24 protein-coding genes and 1 rRNA gene are annotated in these 23520 nt (G+C 73.2%); 5 read left to right on the top strand and 20 right to left on the bottom strand.

The window, feature by feature from the left end:
- The 6 genes from BEP24_RS02525 to BEP24_RS17365 form a co-directional block, all read right to left on the bottom strand.
- Positions 1-113, bottom strand: a 16S ribosomal RNA gene (locus BEP24_RS02525); the annotation flags it as partial.
- A 525-nt stretch (positions 114-638) separates the two neighbouring features.
- Positions 639-1883 (bottom strand): 23S rRNA (adenine(2503)-C(2))-methyltransferase RlmN, encoded by a 1245-nt coding sequence (gene rlmN, locus BEP24_RS02520; RefSeq protein ID WP_065959908.1) that lies wholly within the window; start codon positions 1881-1883, stop codon positions 639-641.
- Between the two features lie 274 nt (positions 1884-2157).
- Positions 2158-3366: an NlpC/P60 family protein gene (locus tag BEP24_RS17920; protein WP_065959906.1), complete on the bottom strand. Its 1209-nt coding sequence runs from the start codon at positions 3364-3366 to the stop codon at positions 2158-2160.
- Positions 3367-3566: 200 nt separating this feature from the next.
- Positions 3567-4442 (bottom strand): alpha/beta hydrolase, encoded by an 876-nt coding sequence (locus BEP24_RS02510; protein ID WP_065959904.1) that lies wholly within the window; start codon positions 4440-4442, stop codon positions 3567-3569.
- A 97-nt stretch (positions 4443-4539) separates the two neighbouring features.
- The gene (locus BEP24_RS02505; protein ID WP_065959902.1) at positions 4540-5649 is read right to left on the bottom strand and encodes a helix-turn-helix domain-containing protein; all 1110 of its coding nucleotides are present in this window, start codon (positions 5647-5649) and stop codon (positions 4540-4542) included.
- Positions 5646-5813, bottom strand: coding sequence for a hypothetical protein (locus BEP24_RS17365; RefSeq protein ID WP_171898703.1), 168 nt, complete (start codon positions 5811-5813; stop codon positions 5646-5648). Before BEP24_RS17365 ends, BEP24_RS02505 begins: the two co-directional genes overlap by 4 nt.
- 200 nt (positions 5814-6013) lie before the next feature.
- On the opposite strand from BEP24_RS17365, the gene BEP24_RS02500 reads away from it, so the two are divergent.
- The 3 genes from BEP24_RS02500 to BEP24_RS02490 all read left to right on the top strand — a co-directional run bounded on the left by BEP24_RS02500 (position 6014) and on the right by BEP24_RS02490 (position 8252).
- On the top strand, positions 6014-6364 hold the full coding sequence (locus BEP24_RS02500; RefSeq protein ID WP_065959901.1) for a GntR family transcriptional regulator: 351 nt from the start codon (positions 6014-6016) through the stop codon (positions 6362-6364).
- Positions 6365-6375: 11 nt separating this feature from the next.
- Positions 6376-7320 (top strand): DUF1648 domain-containing protein, encoded by a 945-nt coding sequence (locus tag BEP24_RS02495; protein ID WP_141693324.1) that lies wholly within the window; start codon positions 6376-6378, stop codon positions 7318-7320.
- A gap of 239 nt (positions 7321-7559) precedes the next feature.
- Entirely contained in the window at positions 7560-8252 is a 693-nt protein-coding gene (locus tag BEP24_RS02490) for a class I SAM-dependent methyltransferase (protein ID WP_083230012.1), read from the top strand.
- Between the two features lie 78 nt (positions 8253-8330).
- Here the strand turns inward: BEP24_RS02490 and BEP24_RS17360 are convergent, their stop codons facing one another.
- Positions 8331-9773: a GAF domain-containing serine/threonine-protein kinase gene (locus tag BEP24_RS17360; RefSeq protein WP_065959897.1), complete on the bottom strand. Its 1443-nt coding sequence runs from the start codon at positions 9771-9773 to the stop codon at positions 8331-8333.
- Between the two features lie 117 nt (positions 9774-9890).
- Here BEP24_RS17360 and BEP24_RS02480 point away from each other — a divergent pair, with 117 nt between their 5' ends.
- Both BEP24_RS02480 and BEP24_RS02475 read left to right on the top strand, forming a co-directional pair.
- A complete protein-coding gene (locus tag BEP24_RS02480; RefSeq protein ID WP_083230011.1) occupies positions 9891-10469 on the top strand; it encodes a tetratricopeptide repeat protein in 579 nt (192 codons plus the stop codon).
- A gap of 101 nt (positions 10470-10570) precedes the next feature.
- Complete coding sequence (locus BEP24_RS02475) at positions 10571-11173, top strand: dihydrofolate reductase family protein (protein ID WP_065959895.1); 603 nt, start codon at positions 10571-10573, stop codon at positions 11171-11173.
- A 135-nt stretch (positions 11174-11308) separates the two neighbouring features.
- Here the strand turns inward: BEP24_RS02475 and BEP24_RS02470 are convergent, their stop codons facing one another.
- The 13 genes from BEP24_RS02470 to BEP24_RS02410 all read right to left on the bottom strand — a co-directional run bounded on the left by BEP24_RS02470 (position 11309) and on the right by BEP24_RS02410 (position 23330).
- A complete protein-coding gene (locus tag BEP24_RS02470; RefSeq protein WP_065959893.1) occupies positions 11309-11500 on the bottom strand; it encodes a hypothetical protein in 192 nt (63 codons plus the stop codon).
- Positions 11501-11555: 55 nt separating this feature from the next.
- Positions 11556-12119 (bottom strand): hypothetical protein, encoded by a 564-nt coding sequence (locus tag BEP24_RS02465; RefSeq protein WP_065959891.1) that lies wholly within the window; start codon positions 12117-12119, stop codon positions 11556-11558.
- The gene (locus BEP24_RS02460) at positions 12116-12691 is read right to left on the bottom strand and encodes a DUF6286 domain-containing protein (protein ID WP_065959888.1); all 576 of its coding nucleotides are present in this window, start codon (positions 12689-12691) and stop codon (positions 12116-12118) included. Before BEP24_RS02460 ends, BEP24_RS02465 begins: the two co-directional genes overlap by 4 nt.
- 8 nt (positions 12692-12699) lie before the next feature.
- Positions 12700-13014: a hypothetical protein gene (locus BEP24_RS02455; protein WP_065959887.1), complete on the bottom strand. Its 315-nt coding sequence runs from the start codon at positions 13012-13014 to the stop codon at positions 12700-12702.
- Positions 13011-13202: a DUF2273 domain-containing protein gene (locus BEP24_RS02450; RefSeq protein WP_065959885.1), complete on the bottom strand. Its 192-nt coding sequence runs from the start codon at positions 13200-13202 to the stop codon at positions 13011-13013. Before BEP24_RS02450 ends, BEP24_RS02455 begins: the two co-directional genes overlap by 4 nt.
- A complete protein-coding gene (locus BEP24_RS02445; RefSeq protein WP_065959883.1) occupies positions 13195-13653 on the bottom strand; it encodes an Asp23/Gls24 family envelope stress response protein in 459 nt (152 codons plus the stop codon). The genes BEP24_RS02450 and BEP24_RS02445 overlap by 8 nt, the downstream gene beginning before the upstream one ends.
- Before the next feature lie 422 nt (positions 13654-14075).
- Complete coding sequence (locus BEP24_RS02440; protein WP_065959882.1) at positions 14076-16916, bottom strand: alpha/beta fold hydrolase; 2841 nt, start codon at positions 16914-16916, stop codon at positions 14076-14078.
- Between the two features lie 270 nt (positions 16917-17186).
- Positions 17187-17927 carry a hypothetical protein gene (locus tag BEP24_RS17355; protein ID WP_065959880.1) on the bottom strand — a complete coding sequence of 247 codons (741 nt, stop codon included), beginning with the start codon at positions 17925-17927 and terminating at the stop codon, positions 17187-17189.
- Between the two features lie 156 nt (positions 17928-18083).
- The gene (locus tag BEP24_RS02430; protein ID WP_065959877.1) at positions 18084-19058 is read right to left on the bottom strand and encodes an alpha/beta hydrolase; all 975 of its coding nucleotides are present in this window, start codon (positions 19056-19058) and stop codon (positions 18084-18086) included.
- Positions 19055-19903 (bottom strand): carbohydrate ABC transporter permease, encoded by an 849-nt coding sequence (locus BEP24_RS02425; protein WP_065959875.1) that lies wholly within the window; start codon positions 19901-19903, stop codon positions 19055-19057. The genes BEP24_RS02430 and BEP24_RS02425 overlap by 4 nt, the downstream gene beginning before the upstream one ends.
- Positions 19900-20886, bottom strand: coding sequence for a sugar ABC transporter permease (locus BEP24_RS02420; protein ID WP_253181538.1), 987 nt, complete (start codon positions 20884-20886; stop codon positions 19900-19902). Before BEP24_RS02420 ends, BEP24_RS02425 begins: the two co-directional genes overlap by 4 nt.
- A 73-nt stretch (positions 20887-20959) precedes the next feature.
- Positions 20960-22285 (bottom strand): extracellular solute-binding protein, encoded by a 1326-nt coding sequence (locus BEP24_RS02415; RefSeq protein WP_065959874.1) that lies wholly within the window; start codon positions 22283-22285, stop codon positions 20960-20962.
- A gap of 49 nt (positions 22286-22334) precedes the next feature.
- Entirely contained in the window at positions 22335-23330 is a 996-nt protein-coding gene (locus BEP24_RS02410; protein WP_065959947.1) for a family 43 glycosylhydrolase, read from the bottom strand.
- Between the last annotated feature and the right edge of the window lie 190 nt (positions 23331-23520).

The raw sequence follows: 23520 nt of genomic DNA, 5'->3' as shown, positions 1-23520 counted from the left end.
TACTCACCCGTTCGCCACTAATCACAGAAGCAAGCTCCTGATCATCGTTCGACTTGCATGTGTTAAGCACGCCGCCAGCGTTCGTCCTGAGCCAGGATCAAACTCTCCGTAAAAAAATTACAACCAACACCGAAGTGTCAGCGAGTTGAAACTGACTGTCGACTGTCCACTGGACAATCTTCAATCCAAAAGGAATTGTCTCCGACCCGACCAACCAAAAGGCCAGCCAGGCACGGGGTCAATAAATTGGCATTGACAATGTGCACGCTGTTGAGTTCTCAAGGACCAGACGCACCCAACACTCCACACCCAACAGGGCGCTTCACGAAGGAGCTGGTTCGTTACCCGGGGAAGAACCGTGGCGGACGAGATCCCCAAGTCGATGACCTGGCGACCGTCCCGGCCGTTCCGTTCTCCGCCTCAGCGGCAACGAGTGATTACTTTACGCAGAGGTGAACAGCACCGCCAACAGCGCTGACATCCCGGGCGTGTCGTACCCCGACTTCCCCGGGAACACGGGGAAGCAGGGGTACCAGCGCTCCCCCGGTACGACGGGAGGCGCGGTGCGAACCCGCACCGCGCCTCCCGTCCGCTCCTCGGGACGCGTCGATCGACGATCGTCCTGGACGAGCGTCTGCTCAGACGTCCGTCTCGTCGGCGGCGGCCAACTGCCCGCACGCCCCGTCGATCTCCTTGCCGCGGGTGTCGCGCAGCGTGGTCGGGACCCCGGCCGCGTTGAGCCGTCGGACGAACTCGTCCTGCACGTGCGGCTCGGAGGAGGTCCACACTGAGCCCGGCGTCGGGTTGAGCGGGATCGGGTTCACGTGCACCCAGCCCTTGCCGCGCGCGTTGAGCTTGTCGGCGAGCAGGTCCGCACGCCAGGCGTGGTCGTTCATGTCCTTGATGAGCGCGTACTCGATCGAGACCCGGCGGCCGGTCTTGGCGTAGTACTCGTACGCGGCGTCGATCGCCTCGTCGGCCTTCCAGCGCGAGTTGACCGGGATGAGCTCGTCGCGGAGCTCGTCGTCCGGGGCGTGCAACGAGAGCGCGAAGGTGATCGGGATGTTCTCGTCGGCGAGCTTCTTGATCGCCGGCACCAGGCCCACGGTCGAGATCGTGATGCCGCGGGCGCTCATGCCGAGGCCGTGCGGCTGCGGCGCCACCATCGTGCGGACGGCGTCCATCACGCGCTTGTAGTTCGCGAGCGGCTCCCCCATGCCCATGAACACGATGTTCGTGACGCGCTCGGCGTCCACCCGGTCCTTGCCGCCCTTGCGCGGGTCGCCGCCGAGTTCGCCGGCCGCGATGGCCGCGTTCGCCCGGACGATCTGCTCGATGATCTCGGCGGTGGACATGTTGCGGGTGAGCCCCTGCTGGCCGGTCGCGCAGAACGGGCAGTTCATGCCGCAGCCCGCCTGCGACGAGACGCAGAGGGTGATGCGACCGGGGTAGCGCATGAGCACCGACTCGACGAGGGCGCCGTCGTGCAGCTTCCAGAGGAACTTGATCGTGTCGCCCTTGTCCGTCGCCAACCGTCGGGTCTCGGTGAGCAGGGGCGGCAGCATCCCGGCGACGAGCTGCTCGCGCTGTGCGGCCGGCAGGTCGGTCATCCGCTCCGGGTCGGAGGTGTGGTGCGTGAAGTAGTGCGTCGAGAGCTGCTTGGCACGGAAGCCGGGGAGTCCGAGCTCCTGCACCTTCGCCACACGCTCCTCGACGGTCAGGTCGGCGAGGTGCTCCGGCGGCTTGCCCCGCTTGGGCGACGCGAACTGCAGGAGGGGACGGCCCTCGGAGTCCTGCGCCTGGGTCCAGCCCTCGGTGCGCGGCCGCACCTGCGGACGAGCAGAACGCTGCTCTTCGAACGGGGTGCGGGTCTCGGTGGCCATCACTCCAGTTTACGGGAGGCGCGCAAGGCCTCCGTCGCGCGGGGTGCGTGGCCGTGTGGACGGCGGAGCGGACGGGAGGCGCGGGCCGGCTCGGCGGGTCGGGTCACTACCGACAGGTGGTCGCGTCCCGTTCGGGCGGCGGTCAGGACCGGAGGCGCGCGGTCAGGACCGGAGGCGCGCGGCCGGTCCGCCGGCGCGGGGCTGGCGCACGCGGTCTCGCGCCTCGGTCCCGGGTCCGTGGTGCGCACCGGGTTCGCCCGACGCGCACCGAGGGTCACTGTCCGGCGGGCAGCAGCCGGGCGAAGTGGTGGGCGTTCGGGTACACCGGCACGATGTCGACCGGGTCGCCCGGGTGCGGCGCCTGCAGCACGAGCCCGTCGCCGAGGAAGATCCCGACGTGGTCCTGGTCGTCGAACACCACGAGGTCGCCGGGCTTCGCCTCGGAGGCGGGGATGGTCGTCGCGGCGTCGTCCTGCGTCGGCACGTAGTGCGCGAGCGGGATGCCGACGGCCGCGTACGCCACCATCGTCAGTCCGGAGCAGTCGATGCCCTGGTGGCTCGCGCCGCCCTCGACGTACGGGTCACCCATGTACTGCAGGGCGGTCGAGATGATCGTCGCGCGCGGACCACCGGACGACAGCGCAGCGGAGATCGCCTGCTCGGCCTGCTCCGTCGTGACGCCCCACTTCGTGACGATCGTCGGGTAGGAGACGACCGTCGTGGTGGTGGTCATGCCGTCGGTCGAGACGACCGGGACCTCGACGTCGCGGGCGACGGTGAAGGACTGCGAGCGGTACGGCGCCGAGGACGAGACGGGCTGACCGGCGTCGTCGAGCGGTGCGGCGGTCGCCGGCAGGGAGAGCGTGAGGCTCGAGGTCACGGCGAGCGCCGGTGCGAGCAGGATCGCGGCGCGCTTGGCGGTGGCCGCCCGGCGCATGTGGCGCGGGTCGACGGCACGCTCGGCACGGAGGGCGGCCGACCGGGACAGGACGACGGTCCCGGCGACGGGTGGCACGACGACGACCGTGCGCGCGGCGGCGGCGCGGCGGGTGCGCTCGTCGCGGTGGCGGCGGGCGTGGCCGTGGGCCACGGCGGGGGCCTGCACGCCGACGGTCGGTGCGCCGGTGGTCGGTGCGGACTCGACCGGGGCTGCGACCACGGGCGTCGGGACCGTGCGGCTCTGCTGGGGTGCGGACGTCAGCGTCCGGGTGACGGGGGCCACGCGCTCGGTCGCCCCGGTCGGGACCGGCGTCTGCACGGCGGCGGCGTCTGCGGCCGGTCCGAGGGCCGATCGGCGACCGCGGGGGCGACGCATCAGCGCAGCGTCCCCGGCGGCGCGGTGGGCGTCCGGCACGGGGGTGGCCGAGGTGCGGTCGACGGACGGGAGGACGACGGGTGCGGGTTCCGTCTCGACGCGGCGTGCGGTGGTGCTGCGGTCGAGGACGGTGGCGTCGGGTGCTGCGGGGAGGGCGTGACGTCCCATGGTTCCTTCCGGGTCGAGCGGGTGGCTCGAGAAGACAACGTATTGGTAACGAAGCTGGGTCCGACTGGGCAGCGGCGGCCGTTCCCTGCGGGTCGTCTCAGTTTCGGGCGCAACCTGCAGCCGACACCGAGGAGAGCACTCGCCGGTGTCCCCCGGTCTGTCCCCCGCCCCGCTCGCCGTCGTCGCGGCCGACCTGGCGGTCAGGAGCGGTCGAGGTGCGCTTGCACGAGTGCCTGCACGGCTGCGGCGTCGTGGTGGTCCCACAGTGCGAAGTGGGTCCCGCCGGGCAGGGTGACGAGCTCGACGTCCGGCACCGCAGCGGCGACGCGGGCGCTGTGCTCGGGCAGCACGTCGGTGTCGGCGTCGCCGTGCACGAGCAGGGTCGGAGCCCGGACGGCACCGAGCTCGAGGTCCTCCACGGCACCCAGCACCCGGACGTCGTTGTCCCACCCGCCACGGTGTCCACCGGAGGCGTTGCCGCCCGTCGCGAGGTCGAGCACGAACCCGCGACGCAACGGGTCGCGCATGACGTCGGCGACGTGGTCCCGGAGCGCCGCACCCCGGAGGGAGCTGACGCCCTCCGACGCGGCGCGGACCACGACGCCGGGCAGGACGCGGGCGGCGAGCGCCGAGAGCCGGGACCCCAGCCGCGTCCGCGAGACGATCCACTCGGCCACCGAGGGGCGCGGCGGCGTCCACCGACCCGACAGTCCGGCGGCGACGACGAGTGCGGAGACGCGGTCGGGGTGCCGGACGGCGAGCCGGTAGGCAGCCGGTCCCCCGCCGGACCAGGCCAGCACGGCGACGCGGTCGATTCCGAGCCGGTCGAGGAGTGCGACGTACCGGTCGCTCTCGTCGTCGAGCGAGGACCGTCCCGGCAGGAGCGACGTTCCGGCGTACCCGGGGCGCGCCACGGAGACGACCCGGAAGCGGTCGGCGGGCAGGAACCGACCCATCACCTCGGCGGTGCGGAGTCCGCCCGGGGTGCCGTGCAGCACGAGCACCGGCGATCCCGCGCCGCGCACGGTGGCGGCGACACCGTCGGTGTCGGTCGTCGGGGACGATCCGGGCTGCATCACTCCACGGTACCCAGGCGACCACGTCACGGGCCGGGGGTGCGGGTCGGGGACGAGCCGCGCCTCCCGGCCGGTCTGCCGACCACCTCGTGGACGGTCACCCGGCACGGCGGGCCGACGCCCTGCGGACCGGTCCGCCGACCCCGACGAGCCGTCGTTGGCCGCGGAGGGTGGCACCGGGGAACTCGCCGTACTGCGCCGCGTAGGCACCGGAGAAGCGGCCCATGTGCCGGAAGCCGCACGAGTGCGCGACGGCGGCGACCGACGTCTCGCGGACGTCGGCGAGCTGGAGTGCCAGCCGGGCCTTCTCGAGGCGGAGGTCCCGGAGGAAGGCCGTGGGGGTCGTGCCCTCGCGGCGTTGGAACGTCTCCTGCAGCGTGCGGACGCTGACCTCGGCCGCCGCGGCGATGTCCGCGGTGGCGAGCGGCCGCGCGAAGTGCGCGTACATGAAGGACTTCGCCCGAACGATCGTGCCGACCGGGACGTCGGGCGGTCCGCCGTCGCGCTCGGGGCGGAACGCCTGCAGGACGGCCTCGGCGAGCCGCAGGTCGAGTGCCGCGCGTTCGCCGTCGACCACGGTCTCGTCGAGCAGACGGGCGGCGACCTCGCGGAGCACCGCCTGCAGGGGCGCGAGGTGGCTCGAGGGCACCGAGACCGGGAAGGCGAGCGGGACCGGGGCGTTGCCGTCCTCGACGACCGCGACCGCCTCGAGGAAGTCGGCGTCGAAGTGCACGAGGTGCACCGTCCCGGGCGGTGCCGTGGCGGCGAAGGGCCGACCCGCCGGGCACATCACGGGGACGCCGGCGCGGAGGGTGACGCCGTCCTCGCGGTCCGGGTCGATGACGACGCCGCCCTCGACGGACCAGGCGAGGACGTACTGCCGGTCGGGGGCGAGCACACCGGACCGGTGCGCCGACACGGACGAGGTGCGGAGGGTGACGTGGTCGTCGCCCGTGCAGCGGTAGCGGAAGGTGAACGGGGCCGTGGGAGTGCGTGCCGGGTGGTCGGTGCCGGCGTGCGGGTCGGTGCCGGTGCCGGTACCGGCGTGCGGGTCGGTCGTGAAGGTGACGTCGCGGGCGTCGTACACCTCCTCGTAGAGGGCGCGGGCGTCGTCCGGGTCGCTCCCACCGCGGTGGACGGTGCGCGGCGTCGCGGCGTGCGTCGGCGCGTGTGTCGGCGGCCCGACGTCCGCCTGCGCGGCGGTCACCGGTGCTCCGGTCTCCGCGGCACGGGTGTGCCGACGAGGTCGGCGAGCGACGGGGTGGCCACCGGCTCCGCGAGCTCCCACCCGCGACGGGCGGCCCGCCGGAGGTGGCGGTAGGTGGTCACGTGGACCTGCTGGACGTGCTGGTCGGTCTCGTACTTCGACATCGTCGTGCTCCCTGCATCACGGCGCCGCTGCACCGCCCCGTCCGACCCCCTGCGGATCGTCCGTGCGACGCCGACGCACTGCGGACTCGTCGTGTCCCGGACGGTACGCGGCGGCGTCCCGTCCGCCGGGTCAGATCCGCGCATGGTGGATGTCTCGGATCCCCTTCTCCGGAGTGCATTGTTCGCCTACTATGCGAACTATGCTGATCACCGTCGACCCCGCAGCGCGGGCCTCGCTCGCCGAGCAGATCGCCGCGCAGGTACGGACCGCGATCGCCCGCGGGGAGCTCCGGGAGGGCGAGAAGCTGCCGTCCGCGCGGGACCTCGCGGCGGCGGTCGACGTGAACATGCACACGGTGCTGCGCGCCTACGCGCGGCTGCAGGAGGACGGGCTCATCGAGCTCCGTCGCGGCCGGGGGGCCACCGTGCTCCGGTCCGGCAACGCCTCGTTCGACCAGCTGCGCTCGCTGGTCGGCGAACTCCGCGACCAGGCGGAGGCCCTCGGGGTCCCGCTCGACGACCTGTTCACCATGATCAAGGGGGCACGATGACGACACGACCGATGAGCCGAGCGACACGGACGGCGGTGACCGCACCGGCGGCGGTGCTGCTCCTCGCGCTCCTGGTGGCGGCGGTGGCCCTCGGGCCCGAGCTGCCCGCCCGCATCGCGCAGCACTTCGACGCCGCCGGCACCGCGAACGGGTGGGGGTCGCCGTGGCCGGTGTTCGGCGGGGCCCTCGCGACCGCGGTCGTCGCGCTCGGCGTCGCCCTCGCGGTACCCCGGTTCCCCGACCGACGGACCGCCGCCATGGTCGTGCTCGTCACGGAGCTGCTCGCCTCGGTGCTCGTCGTCACCTGGATCCTGCTGGCGGTCGTGAACCGGTCCGCCGAACCCACCCTGCCCGTCGCCGCGACGCTCGTCATCGTGCCGGTCGCGGTCGTGGCCGGGGCGGTCCCGCTCGTCGCCCTCTGGCGGACGGCCGGCCCGGTCCCCCGTCGCGCGGTCGCGCCGCTGGCGGTGCCGCCCGGTGCCCGGGTCGCGTGGCGGGGCCGTGCCGGGAGCCGCTGGTTCGCGGTGCTCGGGGTCCTGCTCACGGTGATCGGCGTGGTCGCGGCGGTGATGGTCGGCGTCGGCGCGGACGCCACCGGGACCGCGGTCATCACGGGTGGGGTGTCCGTGTTCGTCGGCCTCACGGTGCTCGTGCTCGCCCGGGTCGAGGTCACCGTCGACCGCCGTGGTCTCCGGGTGACCTCCGCCGTGACCCGGCTCCCGCTCATGCGCGTCCCGCTCGACCAGGTCCGGTCCTGCGGGTGGGAGGACGTCTCCCCCGGACAGTGGGGCGGTTGGGGGTACCGGTTCAGCGGTCGGGGCGTCGCGTACGTCTCGCGATCGGGACCGGGGCTCGTCGTCGAGACAGTGGGTGGCGGCGCCCGCCTGGTGACCGTGGACGGGGCGGCCGAGGCCGCCGCCACGCTCGGGGCGCTGCTCGAGGCACGCGCGGCCTGACCCGGCCGGCCGGCGGACGCGACGAGCGGCGGCCGGGAGGCACGGGGCGGGGCCGCCACGCGCCTCCCCTCCGTCGTGGGCGGACGGGAGGGACGGGGCGGCCAGCCACGCGCCTCCCGTCGGTCGGCCGTGGCGGCCGGGAGGCACGGGGCGGGGCCGCCACGCGCCTCCCGGCCGGATCGTTGCCGGACCGGCAACGCGGCTTGCGCAGCGGCGCAGCCGCGCGGTGGACTGACCGGATGCACGAGCACGACACCGCTGCCGCCCGAGCCGACGAGCGCGGCGCCCAGGTCGACGAGCGCGACGCCCGCACCTGGTGGGAGGAGCGCTACGCCGAGCGCGACGGCATCTGGTCGGGCCGCGTGAACGCCGTCCTCGCCGCCGTCGCCGCGGAGCTGCCGGGCGGCACGGCTCTCGACCTGGGGTGCGGCGAGGGCGGTGACGTCGTCTGGCTCGCCGGGCGGGGCTGGCACGCGACCGGGGTCGACCTCTCCCCCACGGCGGTCGCCCGTGCCGCAGCCGCCGCGGCCACCGCCGGGGTGGCCGACCGCACCGCGTTCGCCGCTGCGGACCTCGCCACCTGGGTGCCCCCGGCGGGCGAGCGGTACGACCTCGTCACGGCGTCGTTCCTGCAGTCGTGGCCGGTCGAGATCCCGCGCGCGGCGATCCTGCGACGGGCCGCCGGGTTCGTCGCACCCGGCGGGCACGTCCTGGTCACCGCGCACGCCGCGCCCCCGCACCGCGACCTGCCCGAGGAGATGCGGTCGTACCGGTTCCCGACGCCCGAGGAGGACCTGGCCGCACTTCGGGGCGACGACGGTGACGCGTGGGAGGTCCGCCACGCCGAGCTCCGACCGCGGACCGCGACCGCCCCGGACGGGACGACGCACGAGACGGCCGACAGCGTGGTGCTGCTGCGTCGGCGGAGCTGACCGACCGGACCGGTCCGGGCTGGGCCGGCCTGACCGGGTCGGACCTGACCGTGTCGGGCCGCGCCGGGCCGCGCTCGCTCAGGCGCCGTGCGCGTCCAGGGGCAGCGCGTCGTTCGTGGTGCGCAGCGACTCCTGCCGGAGTTCGAGCTGCGTGACCGCCAGCGCCGCGAGGTCCCGGAGGTTCGCCAGGTCGGCCTCCGAGGCCTCGCGCGGGTGCGTGTCGAGCACCGCGAGGGTGCCCACCGCGGTGCCGTCGTGGCGCAGCAGGGGGACGCTCACGTAGAAGCGCAGGCCGAGCGGGCCGGTGACGAGCGGGCTCTCGCGCATCTCGGGGTGGGTCGAGCCGTCCGGGATCACGACGGGCACCGGCACGGGTGCGAAGCCGTTGCGGAAGGTGATGTTGCGCGCGGCCTCGTCGACGCCCTCGGCGATCCACGACTGCGACCACTCGCGGTCCTCGTCGAGGACGTCGACCAGCGCGATCGGGGCGTCGAACAGCCGGGCGGCCATCGCGACGGTGCGCTGCAGCGACTCCTCGGGCAGGACGTCGAGCGTCGCGGGGCGCGTGCCCTCGGCGGTCGCCGGGCGGGTGCCGTCGGCGGTCGCGGGACGGGTGCCCTCGGCGGTCGTGGTGCGGCCGCCGTCGGTCGACCCGGGCGACTGACCGCCGGACGGGTCGCTGCTGGCCGTCTCGGCGATGACGACGTCGCGGAGCATCGCGACGAGCTGCCCGCCGACCGGACGGTCGGCCGGGGTCTGCGCGGTCATCGCGCGGAGCAGGTGCTTCCAGTGCTCGGGCAGCGGCTCCGGCAGGACCGGGCCGCGGGACAGGCGCGCGATCGCCGACTCGACGATGGAGCCGGGGAACTCCTGCCGTCGCGTGAAGCACTGCAGCAGCACGAGCCCGAGGGAGTACACATCGCTCGCGGGTCCGACGTCGGCGCCGCGGGCCTGCTCCGGGCTGAGGTAGGCGGCGGTGCCGGTCGTGACGCCGTCGGCGGTGAGGCGCTCGACCCCGGCGGCCAGGGCGATGCCGAAGTCCGTCAGCCGTGCACGCGCGCGCTCCGAGCCGTTGCCGTAGTCGACGAGCAGGATGTTCGACGGCTTGATGTCCCGGTGCACGACGCCGCGGGCGTGGATGTAGTCGAGCGCCTCGGCCATGTCGTAGCCGATCTCGCCGATGTGCCGCGACGCGAGGGGGCCGGCGGACAGCCGCGCCTCGAGGTCCTGGCCGACAACGAGCGACATCACGAGGTACCGCTGCGCCACACCGTCCTTGGTGGTGAGCACGCCGGTGTCGAGCAGCCCGACCAGGTTGTGGTGCTCGAGCGAGGCGAGGACGCCGAGCTCGGCGTCCTGCCGGGCGATGTCGACCGACCCCGCGTGGAAGACCTTGACCGCGACCTGACGGTGCAGCACCTCGTCGGTCGCGCGGTACACGACGGACATGCCGCCGCGGCCGATGGCCTGCTCGATCCGGTACCGCCCGTCGAGGAGCGGCGCCGCGTCGTCGTGTCCCATGCGTTCCTCTTCGTGTCCGGGGGGCAACGATGCATCTTCGCATCCCGACACGCCGCCCGGTGCACTCATCGCCCGCGACGCCCCGGCAGGGGGCGGACACGCCGCTACGGTGGCCAGATGACGCACTCGAGCGACGACGCGACCGGCCGGGACGGCGGACGGGAGGCGCGTGGCGGCGCCGCCACGGGCCTCCCGTCCGTCCCGCCCCGACCCACGGACGCGACCTGGGAGGCGGAGGTGGCCGCCCTGTGGGACGACGCGGCCGTCGACGGGCAGGAGCGGATCGCGCGCATGCACGTGCTCGCGGTGGCCGCGCCGCACCCCGCCCTGGGCGCGTTCGAGCTGGGCGGGGCCTTCGACTCGGGCGGGCAGGAGGCGGCGGCACACGAGCAGTACGCGGCGGCGACCGCGGCGGGACTCGACGAGGTCGACCCGGACCGGGCCGCCCGGATGGTGGTGCAGCACGCGTCCACCCTGCGGAACCTCGGCCGGGTCGACGAGGCGATCGCCATGCTGCGGGACGCCCCCGAGCACCCGGCGACCGGGGCGGCGCCGCGGGTGTTCCTCGCCCTGGCGCTGCACAGTGCCGGGCGCGGTGACGAGGCGCTGCGGGTCGCGATCGAGGCACTCGTCCCGACGCTGCCGCGCTACCACCGGTCGGTGCGGGCGTACGCGGCGGCGTTGACCGGGGAGTGACACCCTCGGCCGTGAGGCCTCCGGGACCGCCCCGGGGACTGTCGCACGGGGACCCGCGGCACTAGCATCGGCGCCACCGCACACGCGACGAAGGAGTCCCGATGCCCGCACGGTTCGTGTACTGGATGAACGTCTCGGTCGACGGCTACATCGAGGCCGAGCCGGGTGAGCACGGCGGCCCGGACGCGCCGGGCTGGATCCGCATCGACGAGCAGCTGCACCAGGAGTTCAACGACCGGGCCCGGGCGATGACCATGTCGGTCGAGGGCCGCGTCGTCCGCGACATGATGGACCCCTACTGGCCCGACGCCCGGACGGACGAGTCCGCCCTCCCGGTGGAACGGGAGTACGGCGAGATCTGGACGACCCAGCCGAAGGTGCTCGTGTCACGCAGCCGCACCAGTGCCGACCACGACACGACGGTCATCGGCGCCGACGGTGACGCGATCGAACGACTCGCGCAGATCCGCGAGGAGGGGTCGGGCGACGTCGGGGTCGGCGGTGCGAACGTCGCGACGCAGTTGCTCGACGCCGGCCTGCTCGACGAGCTCCTGTTGTTCGTCCACCCCGCGGTGCTCGGCCGCGGTCGGCCGCTGTTCGACCCGCCGGCGTCGGGGACGCGGCCGCCGCTGCTGCTCGACCTGCTCGAGACGCGGTCGTTCGACAACGGCGTCGTCATGCACCGGTACGACATCCGACGGTGACGACGGACGGCGGACGAGACGGACGCCGCTGACGACGGACGGCCCGGATCGCGGTCGGTACGGACGACGAACGGACGGGAGGCGCGGTGCCAGCTGGCACCGCGCCTCCCGTCCGTCGTGGGTCGCCTGCTCGGATCAGTGACCCTGGGCCGCCTTCGCGACCTTCTTCCGCAGCTTCGCGCGCTGCTTGCGGGCGTGCGGATCGTTCCACGCCATGCGGAGGGTCTCCGCGGTGCTCGTCTTCTTGACGACCGGCCGGTTCGACCGCGAACCGAGCCAGACGGCGATCAGGGCGACGACACCGAGGACGATGATGCGATTGCGCATGGGGACTCCTTGCTGCTGGACGTGGGTCGTGCGGTGGCGGTTCGTCCGGGTCCGGCTAGTGGACGCGGGCGGGTTTTGCGAGGGTGGTGCGGGTGCCTCCGGTGAGGTGGACCAGGACCGGGAGCTGGCGGCCCAGGGTCTGGTCGAGGGTGTCGACGGCGTGCTCGACCGCGGTCAGGACACCGACCGCGTCCCCACCACGACGGACGTGGACCTTGATCCGCGCGGCCCGCTGCTTCCGGACCAGGTACGTGTCGACCTTCGCCGCGACCACGTCGTGGACGTCGGCGAGTTCGTGGTCGACCACGTCCCGCACGAGCGCGACGTTCACGGTGACCTGGTCATCGCCCGTGCGTTCCCGGGCCGCGACCGAGGTGCCGCCACCACCACGGGTGAACACCACGACCAACGCCAGGATGATCACGACCGCGCAGACGGCGGCGATGATCCACAACGCCTGCGACGGCACGTCGACCTTCGACGGCAACGTGACGTACGGCTCCACGGCGTCGCGGACGGGGGTGAGGACCCCGGCGCCGATGACGACGCCGACGATGATCGCGACCAGGCCGAGCAGGAACAGCAGGATCCGGTTCAGGGTGCGGTTCGTGGTCGTCACGACAGGGTTCCCTTCTGTTCCACGTGCACCCTCACGCGGGTGCCGTGCTTGCCGCCGAGCCGGCCGAGGCGTTCCTGGACGGCGTCGCGGACGGCTGCCTGGTCGACGGGGATGCCGGACAGGGGCACCACGCGCACCTCGGTGTGGTGGCCGCGGGCGGTGGCGGAGGTGTTCGACTCGGGCAGGTGCGCGGCGGATGCTGCGGCGTTGGCTGCGGTCGAGGCGAGGATGCGGGTGTCGATCACGACGGCACCGCGGTCGTGATCGATCGCGGAGCGCGACATCCGGCCGGGCTTGAGGGCGAGGACGACCAGGACGATCCCGGCGATCACGAGGACCGCGGCGATGACCTCGGCGATGGTCGTGAACGCCGCGTCGGGCTTCAGGGCGGTGTCGACGACGGTCTGCGGGTCGGCGAGCAGGGGTGCCTGACCGATCGCCTTCAGGACCGATTCAGTGCCGATCCACGCCGCGACGAGCGCGGTCACGACCAGGGCCACGGACACGGCGGTGGACCGGGACCGGTGCACGCTCCGGCGACGCAGGCGCCGCTCGATGCTGCTGGTGCTCATGGTTCCTCCTACCGGACCCGGCCCTCGTGCTCACGCACGATGCCGGTCAACTCGATGTGGGCGCGTCCGACCTTCCGGCCGGACAACTCCCCGACCCGGGCCCGGATGCGCTCGGCAGCGGCCGTGGCCGCACCGATGACGTCGTCCTGGGCCCGGATCGGGCCGGTGACCTCGAGCGACAGCATGCCGTCGTGGTCACCGAGGTCGACTCGGAGACGCTTCGCGGGAGCGCCGAGCCGTTCTGCTGCGACCGCCCGCGACAACGCGGTCAGTGCACGAGCGGTGATCTCGACGCGGCCCGGGACGTCCGGGCCGGCGCTCACCGGGAGCTCCGGCGTCCGGTCAGCACGTCGGTCAGGGCGCCGCGGTCGATCTTGCCGGTCGACAGGGCCGCCACGAGGGCGCCGATCAGGCCGAACACGATGACCAGGACGAAGCCCCAGAACCCGAACTGCAGTGCCACGACGGCGAGGATCGCGCCGATCAGGGCGCCGACCAGTGTGTTACTCAACGCGCGACTCCTTCTTGTCCTCGTTGTCGTCGTCGTCGCCCGGGATGTAGACGTCCTGGACGGTCACGTTGACCTCGACGACGTCCATGCCGACGATCTGCTCGAGCGCACGGCTGACCGAGGCGCGGACGCCGTCGGCGAGCTGCTGCAGCGGCACGGGGTACTCGGCGACGATCACGACGTCGGCAGCGACCTGCTTCTCGCCGACCTCGACCTTGACGCCCTGGCCGTGGTCGCGCTGGCCGATGGCGTCGCGGATGGCGCCGATGGCACGGGCGGCGCCGTTGCCGAGGGAGTGCACGCCGTTGACCTCGCGGGCGGCGATGCCGGCGACCTTCTCGACGACGGTGTCGTCGATCGTGGTCTTGCCGTTGGCGGACGACGGCTTGGTGCCGGCGGTGCGCGCGGCGGCCGGGGTGGTCGCAGAGGTCGTGGTGGTGGTGTCAGCCATGGGGTGTGCTCCTTCCGATGGGGACCCGCCGGGCTCGTGCCCAGCGGATGCTGTTCACGGATGAGACGGGCTGTCACCGAGGTTCGTCACGTCCCCCGTTCCGTTCCGAGCGATTCCCCAGGATCGGCGGATTCCCGCGGTGTGCTGTACCCCGATCGGGGTCCGGAGCGCGGTTGTCCTGCGCAACCTGGTCGCGCACGTGCGCCTTCCGGCGGTCCGGTGGCCGCCGTCGACGGCACCGGCCCCCGTCGGCGCTGCGCGCGCCGCGGTGCGGTCGTCCGCCGGTCCGGGCGGTCGCCCGGCGCGACCTGACGGGCGGTCGCCTGCTCGTCGGGGCGGCCACCGGTCCGTGACGCGGGACGGGACGGACGGGAGGCGCGCCACCCGCCGGTGCCGCGCCTCCCGTCCGTCCCCTCCCGACGTCAGTCGGCTGCGAGCCGCGCCGCCAGGACCGTCGCGAGCTCGGCGACGTGCGGTTCCCGCAGGACGGAGGTGTGCTCCGCGTGGATGCGCACCTCGTCGACGTCGCCGGGCAGGTAGGGGGCCCACCGGGCCGCACCCGACTCGTTGCCGTCGGCGATCACCAGTGTCACCGCTCCCCCGTAGACGGGCAGGCGGTGCCCGCGGGACACGACGAGCGCGTGGTCGAAGAACGCGCGGAACTGCTGCTGGCCCTGCCAGCGGAACACCCCGGCGCCGTAGGCGCGCGCACGGCGCCCGAGCTGGCCCATCGGCGTCACGACCCGCTCGCGGAAGGCGCTCGTCCGCGCGGCCACGCGCCGGAGCGCGCCTGCCCGCGGGCGACCCGCTGCGGCCGGTGCCACCGGGTCGAGTTCACCGAACTCGACGACGCCGGCCTGCTCCGCGGCCTGGTCGGGCAGGTAGGTGTCGAGCAGGACGACACGGCGGACCTCCTGGCCGGCCGCCGTGAGGATCGTGGCCATCTCGAGGGCGACGATCCCGCCGAACGAGTGCCCGACGAGCGTGTACGGGCCGCGGGGCTGCACGATGCGCATGAGCTCGATGTACCGCTTCGCCATCGCGCGGACGCTCCAGTCCGGGACCGCGCGCCGCTCCATGCCGTGCTGCTGGAAGGCGTACACCGGGCGGTCCCCGAGCCGACGGGTCAGCGGCACGTACGTCAACGCGAGGGCGCCGGCCCCGGCGATGCAGAACAGTGGGTCTGCGTCGAGTCCGGCCCGGTCGGCGAGCGCGACGACGTCCGGGTGGCTCGGGGTCGCCGCGGCACCGCGCCGGATGCGCTCGGTGAAGGTCCGGAGCGTGGGGTGCTCGAGGAGCTCGGTCGAGGGCAGGGTGACGCCGAGGCGGTCGCCCACGGCGGCGAGCATCTCCTCCGCCGACAGCGAGTCGCCACCGAGCGCCGCGAAGTCGTTGTCGAGTCCGACGGCCGGCAGCTCGAGCGGACCGACCGTCGGGAGGCCGAGCACCTCCGCCCAGATCTGCCCGACGGCGAGCTGCCACTGGTCGTAGGTGTCCGCGTCGAGCTCGAGCCCGGCCTCGACCGTCGGTGCCTCGGGCAGGGCGGCACGGTCGACCTTGCCGCGCTCGTTCCGGGGCAGCGCCGCCATCGGCACGATCGCCGTCGGCACCATGTAGTCGGGCAGCAGGTCGCGGAGCGCCTTGCGGAGCGCAGCGGGCGACGGCGACCGACGCCCGGGGCGGGTCACGACGTAGGCGACGAGCCGGGTCGGCGCGGGCGGGGCCTTGACCGCGACGACCGTGGCCTCCTGCACGGCGTCGACCGTGCGGAACGCGGCCTCGACCTCGCTCGGCTCGACCAGGTAGCCGCGCACCTTCACGGCGTCGTCGGCGCGGCCGAGGAGCGTGAGCCGACCGTCGGCGTCGAAGCGGCCGAGGTCGCCGATCGACCAGGTCGGGGTGCCGTCCGGGTCGACGCCGGCGCGGGTCGCGGTGACCTCCGGGGCGCCCCAGTAGCCGATCGTCATGGCGTCGGAGATGCACACGACGGCACCGCTCTCGCCGACGTCGGCGACCGAGCCGTCCGGGCGGCGGACCTCGATGCGCTTCCCGGTGACGATCCGGCCCGAGGGGACGCTGCGCTCCGGGATCGGGTCCTCGGCCCGGATCTCGTTCACGGCGTAGACGGCGGTCTCGCTCGAGCCGGTCCAGTTGCAGAACGACGTCGCGGAGCCGAGCAGCGGACGCAGCGCCGTGATGTCCGGACCGGTGACGGCCTCACCCACGGTGGCGACGATGCGGAGCCCGCGGAGACGGTCGTCGGCGGGGTCGAGCGCCGCCGTGATCGACCGGACCAGGTGCGGTGTGGTGTGCAGCGTGGTCAGTGCGGCGTCGCGGACCCAGGTGACGAGCCGGTCGACGCCGGTCCTCCGCGGGTCGACGACGTGCACCGACGCGCCCGCGAGCAGGGCGGAGAGGACGAGCGTGAAGCCCGCGGCGAAGCCGTGCGGGAGGACCGAGGCGACGCGGTCGTCGGGGCCGAACCGGAACGCCTCGCGCTGGGCGACGGTGTCGACGACGATCTGACGGTGGGACATGGTGACGCCCTTGGGGGCGCCGGTGGAGCCCGAGGTGAAGATGATGACCATGGGGTCCTGGCCGGTGCGGTCGCGGGCGCCGGGGACGGTGGGGATCGGGGCGGTCGCGCCGTTCGTCGCCTGGTGGGCCGTAGCCGTCGACCGGTCGGCCGTGGTCGCGGCCGTTCGTGCTCGTTCGAGCAGGTCGGCGGTGGTCGCGGCCGTTCGTGCTCGTTCCAGCAGGTCGGCGGCGGGCAGGACCCGGCCGCCCCGGCCCTGGGCGGCGACGAGCTCGCGCGCACGGTCGGCGTGTTCGTCGTCCGCGACGACGTCGACGATCCCGGCGAGCGCCATCACGTGCTGCAGCCGGGCCTCGGGGAGGAACGGGTCGAGGGCGACGATGATCCGTCCGGCGTGCACGAGCCCGAGCAGCGCCACGACCGAGCCGTGGCCGTGCGCGACCATCACGCCGACGGGGACCGACGCTCCCCCGGGCTCGGGGCCGACGCCGCGACCGCTGTGGTCGTCCGGCGTGAGCTGCTCGTGCAGGATCGCCCCGAGCGCCCGGGCCGTGCGGTCCAGCTCCGCGTGCGTGAACGACGTGTGCTCGTCGGTCAGGGCGAGGGCGTCGGGCAGTCGCTCGGCGACGGCGGCGAGGCCGTCGAGCAGCGTGACGTCGAAGGGGTGCGGTGCCGACCGCGGCGGCTGCGCGGGAGCGGCTGCGGTCGTGTCGGTCGAGATGAGCATGGGGCCCCTGTTCACCGTGCTGCGGGTCGGTCGGTCATGTGACGCTAACTCGACGCCGGAGACGGGCGGACGGCAGGGGCCGGGGGTGCGGGAAGCCGCGCAGAGGTGCGACTTCCCGCAGGGCGGCGGCGCGGGCGCGGGCGTGGTTGCTGTCGCGGTCGCGGTCGCTGTCGCGGTCGCTGTCGCTGTCGCTGTCGCGGTCGCGGCTGTGGTCGCGGTCGCTGTCGCTGTCGCAGCCGCGGTCGCGGCTGTGGTCGCGGTCGCGGGCGTTCAGGGGATCGGGACCGGGTCCCACGCGACGGAGACCTGCAGCTGGAAGACGAGCACGTCGGGCCGGGGCCCGAACGACGAGCTGACGGACGCCGTCGCGCCCTGCACGCCGGGGACCTCAACGCTCTCGCCGATGCGCTTCGTGCTCATCGTGTCGGCCGTCGCGGCGGGCTCGGTCGCCCGGTCCCGCAGTTCGTCCGCCTTCGTCGTCGGCAGGCCAGCTCGCTGCAGCGCGTCGCGGAAGGCACCGACCCCGGCGTCGACGCCCTCCTCGGTGACGCCGTCGACGCGCAGGAAGAACCGGCGCCCCTGGGGGATGATCACCTCGCCGCTGTCCGGGTCGGTCACCGCCTCCTCGGAGTCCGACGCCTCGAAGATGACCTCCCCCGCCGCGAGGTCGACGGACCGCCCGCCGGGCAGGAGCAGCCGGACCTGCCGCTCCGGGGTCGAGCTGTAGGCCCCGGTGGCGCCGCGAAGCGGCGCGCGCCCGCGGGTGTCGATGCCGAAGGCCTCGACGGTCGGCGGTCCGGTGAGGTCCCACACCTCGACGCCGTCCTCGTGGCGCATCGCGGTCGGGGTCGGTCCGTGGTGGATCACGCGGGACTCGCTCCCGTGTCCGGTGCCGGTCGAGCCGCCGGCCCCACCGGGGAGCGGACCCGAGCAGCCCGCGAGCAGACCCGCGACGAGCGCCGCGGTGAGCACCGTGGCGACGCCGAGTGCTGGTCGTCGGTACCGCGGCACTGCGACCTGCCCTCCCCGTCGTGGAGGTCCTCAGGCCGATCGCCCGTGTTCCCGGCGGCGACGATGCGCGCGTCCACCACTTGTGGGTACCCCCGTACGGGCTGATGGTAGTGGGACGGGGAACGGGTGTCCGCTCCGTGGCACCCCGACCCTCCGTCAGCGGCGGACAGCCGTCCGGATCGCGTCGGCGATCGCGTCGAGGGTCGCGGCCGACCGCTCGACCTCCCCGGTGAACGACAGGAAGGCGTGCGGGACGCCGGGCACGACCTCGTGGCGGACCGGGACCCGGGCGGCGCGCAGGGCCTCGACGTACCGCACGCCCTGGTCGAACAGCGGGTCGACCGCGGCCGAGACGACCAGGGCCGGGGCGACGCCGTGCAGGTCGGGGGTGCGGATCGGTGACGCGCGCGGGTCGGACCCGTCCGCGTCGCCGAGGTACGTGTCCCAGAACCATCGCATCTGCGCCGCGGTGAGGACCGGGCCGTCGGCGAAGGTGCGCATCGAACCGGAGTCGTCGGCGTGGTCGGTCACCGGGTGGACGAGGACCTGCAGGACCGGCTGTCGGCCACCGCGGTCGCGGGCGTGACGGGCCGCGACCGCCGCGAGGGTCGCTCCGGCGCTCTCGCCGAACAGCACGACGCGCTCGGGGTCGCCGCCGAGCTGGTCGGCGTGGTCGAGGACCCAGGCCACGGCGCCCTCCGCGTCGTCGACCGCGGCCGGGAAGGGGTGCTCGGGCGCGAGCCGGTAGTCGACCGAGACGACCAGGCACCGTGCCCGCGCGCACACGACCCGCGCGAGGTGGTCCTGGCTGTCGAGGTCGCCGAGCACCCACCCGCCACCGTGCAGGAACACGGTGACGGGCAGCGGGCCACGGGCCTCCACCGCGTCCGGGACGTACAGGCGGACCGGGACGTCGCCGTGCGCCGTCGGGAGCGTCCGGTCCTCGACCATCCCGACCGCGACCACGGGTCCAGCGAGCGCCGCGAACCGGGCGGCCTGCGCGCGCTGGCCGGCCACCGTCGCGGGCCCGCCGGCTCCCCCTCCGGACGGGTCGCGGGCGAGCCGCGCGAGGAGGGCGACGACCTGGGGGTCGAGCGTCGTCGGGTCGGGCGTCACCGGGTCCGGCGTCATCCCTTGACGGCCGAGCCGGCGACGCTCTGGATGAAGTACCGCTGGAAGGCGAGGAAGACGATCAGGACGGGGAGCACGAGCAGCGTGCCGAACGCGAACGTCTGGCCCCAGTCGACGGGCTCCTGGCCCGAGAACACGCTGATCTCGAGCGGCAGCGGGCGGGCGGTCGGGTCGGAGGTGACGATCGAGGGCCACAGGTACGAACCCCACGAGCTGAGGAACGTCAGGATCGCGACCGTCGCGAACACCGGGCGGGCGTTCGGCACCACCACGCGGACGAACGTGCCGAAGGCCCCGAGTCCGTCGAGCCGTGCGGCCTCCTCGACGCTCTTCGGCAGGTTGAGGAAGAACGTGTAGAACAAGAAGATCGAGAAGGCGTTCGCGATGAACGGGATCATCTGCACGGCCAGGGTGTCGCGCTGACCGTTGAGCAGGTACAGCAGGGGCACCGCGACCGACTCGAACGGCACGATGACGAGCAGCACCACGAGCAGGAACACGGCGTTCTTGCCCTTCCACTGCAGCCGCGCGAACGAGTACCCGGCCATGGCGTTCACGACGAGCCCGCCGACGACGACCACGAGCGAGATGAGCACCGAGTTCGTCATGAACTGCCAGAAGTACCCGGTGGCGTCGGAGTCGAGCGCCGCGAACACGCCGCGGTAGTTGTCGAGCGACAGGTGGGTCGGCAGGAAGCCGGTGAACCCGTCGAGGACCTCGCCGCTCGGCTTGAAGCTGCCGAGGAGCAGGTAGTAGACGGGGGCGAACATGAGCGCCGAGAGGACGATCAGGATCGCGTAGGAGCCGGTCTTGGACGCCAGACGGCGCGGGCGGATGGTGGTCAACTCTCACTCCTCTGTCGGAGCACGGCCCGCTGGACCAGCGCGATGACGACGATGATCACGAACAGGACCACGGAGATCGCGGTGGCACGGCCGACGCTGTTCTCGGTGATGATCGCGTTCGTGGCCTGGTACAGGACGGTGCGCAGGGCGTTCTCGTTGCCCCCGGCCGTGGTGATCAGGATGTACACCTGGTCGTAGACGCGGAACGCGAAGATCGTGGTGAGCAACACCACGAAGATCAGGGTGTTGCGCACGCCAGGGACGGTGATGTGCACGAACTGCTGGAAGCCGTTCGCCCGGTCCAGCCGGGCCGCCTCGTAGCGTTCCTCGGGGATCTCCTGCAGCGCGGCGAGGATGATCACCATCTGGAACCCGACGCCCTGCCAGACGGACAGCGCGATGACGGACAGCATCGCGGTCGCGCCGGAGCCGAGCCAGTCGTGCGGACCGACCGCTCCCCCGGTCACCGCGTCGACGGCACTGTTCAGCAGGCCACTGCCGCTGCGGTCGAGGATGACGCGCCAGATGACCGCGACGAGCGCCATCGGGAACACGACGGGCATGAAGAAGAAGGTGCGGAAGAACCGGATGCCCTTGAGCTGCTGGTTGAGCAGCACGGCGAAGACCAGGGCGAGACCGGTCTGCAGCGGGATGACGACCGCCGCGAAGAACAGGTTGTTCCCGAGGGCCCGGAGGAACTGGGGCGCCTCGACCGGGTCCGTGAACAGCCGGACGTACTGGCTCATCCCCACGAACGTCGGCGGACGCGGGGAGCCGAGCTGCACGTTGAAGAAGGACAGCCCGATGGCCGCGGCGAACGGCACCGCGATGAACAGGACGATGCCGGCCATCGCGGGCAGGGCCATGAGCGGACCGGCGACGAGGTCGCTGCGCTGCCGGCGGAGCTGCCGGGGTGCCCGACGGCGCCGTTCGGCGGACGGTGCTGCCGGCGCGGCCGGCTGCGGGGTGGTCGTGGTGGTCACGAGGACTCCTGGTCTCCTGGTTCTGCGGGAGGACCGGGGTGGCGGCGCCGGGGTCCGACGCCGCCACGGCCGATCACTTGTAGTCGTTGTTGTCCGAGTAGGCCTGGTCGATCGACTTCGCAGCGGTGGTCAGCTGCTCCTTCGCGTCGGCGCCACCCCAGACGGCCGACAGGGCGCTGGAGAACTTCGACGTGATGACCGGGTAGCCCGGGGTGACCGGACGGTAGACGGCGATGCAGTCCTTCGTGATCGCGGTCGCCGGGCAGGACGCCTCGAGCTGCTTGCCCCAGAGGGCGAGCGCGCCGCCCGACTGGTAGACGCTCTGCGCGGTGAACGCCGACTTGGTCGCCGCGGGTGCGCCGTTGGCGTCGGTGATGGCCTTCACGTTCGCGTCGTTGAGCAGGTAGTCGAGGAAGGCACCGGCGGCCTTGCCGTGCTTCGTCGCGGAACCGATGCCCCAGGTCCAGGAACCGGCGCCGACCTTCTCGCCGTCACCGAAGTTCGGCAGCGGCAGGGCGACCAGGTCGCTGCCGACCGCCTTCGAGTAGGTCGGGTAGTTCCAGTGCCCGCTGAGGCTCAGCGCGACACGGCCGTTCGGGAAGGCGTTGCCGTCGGTGTTCGAGTCGACGTAGGGCTTCCAGGACGCGATGTCCTCGAGGGCCTTGACCGAGTCGGACGAGTCGAGCACGCCGGACGCCTTGTCGCCCTTGACGAGGTTGCCCCCGGCGGACTGCAGCATCGGCGAGAAGCCGTACGTGCCCCACTCGCCGTTCAGGGCCGACTCGGACAGGTCGAGCGACTTGCCCGACGCGTTCGCGGCGGCGAGCTTCTTCAGCGCGTCCGAGAACTGGTCCGGGGTCCACGCCTCGGACGGCGAGCTGGGGATGGACACCCCGGCCGCCTCGAGCATCTTCTTGTTGCCGTACAGGCCCATCGCGGAGCTGTACTGGGCCAGGCCGTAGAGCTTGCCGTCGTACGTGCCCTCGGCGATCGAGCCGTCGGTCGCGTTCGACACGGTCGACTTCGACACGGAGCCGGTCAGCGGCGCGAGCTTGCCGTTGTACGCGTAGCTGGCGAGCGTCGGCCCGTCCATCTCGAGCACGTCGGGGAGCTTGTTCGTGGGCGTGTTCGTGACGGTGCTCGTGTAGGTGTCACCGGAGATCAGCTTGAGGGTGACGTGCACCTTCTTCTGCGACGCGTTGAACGACTTGACGGTGTCCTGGATGGCGCTGACCTCGCTGTCCTGACCCTGGTGGCCCCAGACGACGATGTCCCCGGTGCCGTCGCCGGCAGCACTGCCGGATCCGGAACCGGCGGAGCAACCGGTGAGGGCGGCAGCGGCGACCGCGAGCATTGCGACGGCCACCCCCGCTCGGCGGGCGGTGAGCTTGGTGTTCATGGTTCTCCTCGGGAAGGGTTCTTCGGGGTGACGCGGGTTCGCCGCGGGATCAGGGGGTGGTGGCGACGGCGGGAGCGCGCAGGGCGAGCTGTCCGTCGACGACGTCCACGGGGGCCGGGTCGGTCAGCACACCCAGCAGGGGGCCGCCGGCGGGGCCGTTCTCGAACGTCACGAGCGCCCACGACCCGTCGCGGTGCTGCACCAGGCGGCCGGAGTACCGGGTCGCGTCGGTGAGCGGCACCGCACGGGTGACGTCGAAGGGGCCGGTGGGGCCGTCGATCGGCATCGACCACGTGCCGGGGGTCGAGTGCACGGCGGGGTGCGCGGGGCTCAGGGCCTCTCGCGGGCAGGAGAACAGCAGGAACCACTGTCCCTGCACCTCGGCGACCTGCGGGACCTCGAGGTGCACGAAGCCGGAGCCGGGCGTGCTCAGCGGCGGCCGGACCTCCCAGTGCTCGAGGTCCGGGGAGACCGCGTGACCGACGACGCCGCGCTCGTCGAGCGTGCCGTCGTTCGTCCGGGCGGTGACGAGCATGTGCCAGCCGTCGCCCGACGGGTCGCGGAACACCCACGGGTCGCGCCAGGCCTCCTCGCGGAACACCGCGCCGTCGGCGTCGGGCGCGGTGCCCAGCGTCTCGTACCAGCGCGCGTCGGCACGGGTCACCGGGCCGGGACGCTTGTGCCAGGTGCGGAGGTCCTCCGACACGGCGACGCCGACGGTCTCGACGTTCGTGTGGTCGGGCTCGTCCGCCAGGAACCGGGTGCCCGTGTAGAACATCCGCCACAGGCCGTCGTCGCCACGGACGACGCTGCCGGTCCAGGTGGTCGTCGCGTCGAAGTCGTCGGCGGACCCGGGTCCGAACGGCTGCTCGGCCGGCTCCCAGTGCACGAGGTCGGTGCTCGTGGCGTGGCCGATGCGGGCCGCGCGGTGGCGGCGCCCCTCGTCGCCGAGGGAGGTCGGCGCCTGCAGGAAGAACACGTGGTGCTGCGCACCGTCGTCGGCGAACCAGAAGTCCCACACCCAGTGGTCGGGGACCCTCAGCACGTCGCACCACACGGACGGACGCTGTCGGTCAGGAGGAGGTCAGTCACTGCTCGGCACCACTCTTCATCGAGGTCGTCATCGGTTGCACCCGCGTTGGTGAACCGGTTGATCACGAATGGTGTACCGGTTCACCACCTGCTGTCAAGCCCGTATGATGAGCGAATGCGCAAACAGTCCGCGGAAGTGCCGT

Origin of the sequence: Curtobacterium sp. UCD-KPL2560, assembly GCF_001705035.1 — a bacterium.
Taxonomy (GTDB): domain Bacteria; phylum Actinomycetota; class Actinomycetes; order Actinomycetales; family Microbacteriaceae; genus Curtobacterium.
This window is presented reverse-complemented; position numbering and strand designations above follow the sequence as displayed.